Genomic DNA, 3,460 nt, shown 5'->3' on the forward strand with positions numbered 1-3,460 from the left:
CCTCGCGCCGCTGGCCGAGGCGCTGGGCCTGCGCGTGCTGCCCGGCGTGCTGGTCGACGGCGGCGGCGCCGCGCTGGGCCTCAAGGACCCGCGCATGATCGCGCTGGGCGCCTACCCGCCGCACGCGATCACCCGCGGCTTCGTGCTGACCACGCTGTTCCCGCAGGTCGCCGCGCTGGCGCAGGTCAACCGCAACGACTGGAGCGTGCAGGGCTTCCTGCAGTCGGGCCCGCAGAGCTGGACCGAGTTCCAGCCGATCGCCAACGACGCCAGCTCCACCATCCGTTACGACGCTGCCTCCGGCGAGCTCAAGGGCCCGCTGGAATTCGGCCTGGCGCTCACCCGTCTCTCGCCCAGCCCCGACAAGAGCCAGCAGCGCGTGGTGGTGATCGGCGACGGCGACTTCCTCTCCAACACGTTTCTTGGCAACGGCGGCAACCGCGCGCTGGGCGAGCGCGTGTTCGACTGGCTGCTCGGCGACGACGCGCTGGTCAGCCTGCCGCCACGCGGGGCGCCCGACCGCGTGCTGCAGATTTCGCAGGCCGAGCTCAACGTGCTGAGCCTGGGCTTCCTGGTCGGCTTGCCGCTGGTGCTGCTGGCCATCGGCGGCCTGCTGGCCTGGCGCCGACGCCGGCGTTGATGCGGCGCGCCGCACGCCAGCGCTGGCTGGTACTGGGCATTGCCGCGGCGCTGCTGGCGTTGGCCGCCGTTCAGTACCTGCATGACCGCAGCAAGGCGCCGGGCACCCTGCTCGGCATCGAGCCAGCCTCGATCACGACGGTGACGCTGAAACTGCCCGGCAAGCTGGCGGAGCGCTACCGCAAGCAGGACGGCCATTGGTGGAACGAGGACGGCAGGCGCGCGGACGAGGGCCGGCTGCAGGAGCTGGCCGACATCGCGGGGGCGCCGGTCGTCGGCTGGCGCCCCGCGTCCGCTTTCGACCCCGCGAAGATCGGCCTGGCGCCGCCCATCGCAGAGCTGGAGCTGGACGGCCACGCGCTCGACTTCGGCGCCACCGCCGTCACCGGCCCCCTGCGCTACGTGCGCGCGGGAGGCCGCATCGCGCTGGTGCCGCTGCGCTATACCCCGCGCCCGGCCACGCAGGATGCCGAGCGCATCCACTGATGCCTGCCCACAGGGTGGGCTTCAGCCCACCCTGCGCGACGCTTGTGGCGCGCGCGGCCGGGCCCATATCGGGCGCATCGAAGTCTTTCCGGAGGAGTGCGCGATGAGCCAGCAGGTGATGGGCGTGTTCGGCATGGGCGTGATGGGCCGCAGCCTGGCACTGAACATCGAAAGCCATGGCCACGCGGTGTCGGTGTACGACCACGACACGAGCTTTACCGACCAGGTCACTGCGGCCCATCCGGACCGGCGCCTGGTGCCTTTCCATGACCTGCCCGCCTTCATCGCTTCGCTGCAGCGCCCGCGGCGCATCCTGCTGATGATCAAGGCCGGCGCGCCGGTGGACGCCATGCTGGATGCAATGAAGCCGCTGCTGCAGGCGGGCGACATCGTGATCGACGGTGGCAACAGCTACTATCGCGACACCATCCGCCGCGAGCAGGCGATGCAGGCGGCGGGCCTGCATTTCATCGGCTGCGGCATTTCCGGCGGCGAGGAAGGCGCGCTGCATGGCGCGTCGATCATGCCCGGCGGCCCGCGCGAGGCCTACGCCAGGGTCGAGCCGATCCTCACCCAGATCGCCGCGCGCGCCCCGGACGGCACGCCCTGCGTGGCCTGGATGGGCCCCGATGGCGCCGGCCACTACGTGAAGATGGTGCACAACGGCATCGAGTACGGCGACATGCAGCTGATCGCCGAGAGCTACGCGGTGCTGCGCCAGGTGCTGGGCCTGTCCAACGCGGAGCTGGCGCAGGTCTACGCCGACTGGAACCAGGGCGAGCTGGACAGCTACCTGATCGAGATCACCTCGCGCATCTTCACCCGCAAGGACGCCGACACCGGCCACGACCTGGTCGATATGATCCTCGACCGCGCCGGCCAGAAGGGCACGGGCCAGTGGACCTGCCAGGACGCGCTGGAAATGCACGTACCGCTGCCGCTGATCACCGAGGCGGTGTTCGCCCGCGGGCTGTCGGCGCAGAAGGATGAGCGCGTCGCCGCCAGCCGCGTGCTGACCGGCCCGGCGGCGGCTTTCGCCGGCGACCGCGCCGGCTTCGTCGAAGCGGTGCGCCGCGCGCTCTACCTGGGCAAGCTGATCTCCTACGCGCAGGGTTTCGCCCAGTTGCGCGCGGCCTCGCAGGCGCACGAGTGGGACCTGGACTACGCCACCATCGCCAGCATCTTCCGCGCCGGCTGCATCATCCGCGCCGGCTTCCTCGCGCGGATCATGGAGGCGTACACGCGCGATCCGGCGCTTTCCAACCTGATGCTCGACCCCTACTTCGCCGGCATCGCCGGGCAATACCAGCAGGCATTGCGCGAGGTGGCCGCCACCGCGGTCACCTGCGGCGTGGCCACGCCCTGCCTGGCCTCGGCGATCGCCTGGTTCGACGGCTACCGCAGCGAGCGGCTGCCGGCCAACCTGCTGCAGGCCCAGCGCGACTACTTCGGTGCGCATACGTTCGAGCGGGTGGACCGTCCCGGCAGCTTCCACGTCGAGTGGGAAGGCTGAGGCCTCCCGACCGAGCACCTTCCTTCCATGCCCGAACTTCCCGAAGTCGAAACCACACGCCGCGGCATCGCCCCGCACGTGGAGGGCCGCCGCGTCGCCGCCGTGACGCTGCGGCGGCCGGACCTGCGTTGGCCGATTCCGCGCGAAGTCGCCGAGCGTTTGCCCGGCCAGCGTATCGATGCGGTCGAGCGCCGCGCCAAATACCTGCTGCTGCATACGCATGCGGGCAGCGCGCTGCTGCACCTGGGCATGAGCGGCATGCTGCGCGTGCTGCCGCCCGACGCGCCGCTGGGCGCGCACGACCATGTCGACATCGCGTTCGATGCCGAGCCCGGCCGCCCGGCGCGCGTGCTGCGCTTCACCGATCCGCGCCGCTTCGGCTGCCTGCTGTGGCAACCGCCGGGTCAGACGCACGAACTGCTCGCCGCGCTCGGTCCCGAACCGCTCACCGACGCCTTCGACGGCGACCTGCTGTGGCAGCTCTCGCGCGGGCGCAGCGCGGCGATCAAGCTGTTCCTGATGGACAACGCGGTGGTGGTCGGCGTGGGCAACATCTACGCCAGCGTGGCGCTGTTCGCCGCCGGCATCGATCCGCGCCGCGCCGCGGGCAAGGTCTCGCGCGGGCGCTACGCGCGGCTGGCGGCCGAGGTCAAGCGCATCCTTGGGCACGCGATCGAGCGCGGCGGCACCACGCTGCGCGACTTCCTCAACCCCGACGGGGCGCCGGGCTATTTCTTCCGCGAACTCAACGTCTATGGCCGCGCCGGCGAGCCGTGCAAGCTGTGCGGCACGCCGGTCCGACAGACGGTGCAGGGCCAGCGC

At 71.4% G+C, this 3,460-nt stretch carries 3 protein-coding genes and 1 pseudogene; all 4 read left to right on the forward strand.

Features of this window, described 5'->3' with window-relative positions; genetic code table 11:
• Positions 1-640 (forward strand): annotated as a pseudogene (locus HOQ08_RS06070) (ABC transporter); the annotation flags it as partial.
• Positions 640-1,125 carry a hypothetical protein gene (locus tag HOQ08_RS06075; protein WP_291192479.1) on the forward strand — a complete coding sequence of 162 codons (486 nt, stop codon included), beginning with the start codon at positions 640-642 and terminating at the stop codon, positions 1,123-1,125. The pseudogene HOQ08_RS06070 and the gene HOQ08_RS06075, both read left to right, overlap by 1 nt.
• Positions 1,126-1,228: 103 nt before the next feature.
• Positions 1,229-2,638, forward strand: coding sequence for an NADP-dependent phosphogluconate dehydrogenase (gndA, locus tag HOQ08_RS06080; RefSeq protein WP_291192480.1), 1,410 nt, complete (start codon positions 1,229-1,231; stop codon positions 2,636-2,638).
• 27 nt (positions 2,639-2,665) lie between these two features.
• Positions 2,666-3,460: bifunctional DNA-formamidopyrimidine glycosylase/DNA-(apurinic or apyrimidinic site) lyase (mutM, locus tag HOQ08_RS06085; RefSeq protein ID WP_291192481.1), on the forward strand; the 795-nt coding region annotated here is incomplete at its 3' end.

Origin of the sequence: Frateuria sp., assembly GCF_013362045.1 — a bacterium.
In the GTDB taxonomy this organism is placed as follows: Bacteria; Pseudomonadota; Gammaproteobacteria; order Xanthomonadales; family Rhodanobacteraceae; genus Frateuria_A.

Coding starts and splice junctions, on each gene's coding strand:
- HOQ08_RS06075 (WP_291192479.1), top strand. CDS start 640: ATGCGGCGCGCCGCACGCCAGCGCTGGCTGGTACTGGGCATTGCCGCG.
- gndA (WP_291192480.1), top strand. CDS start 1,229: ATGAGCCAGCAGGTGATGGGCGTGTTCGGCATGGGCGTGATGGGCCGC.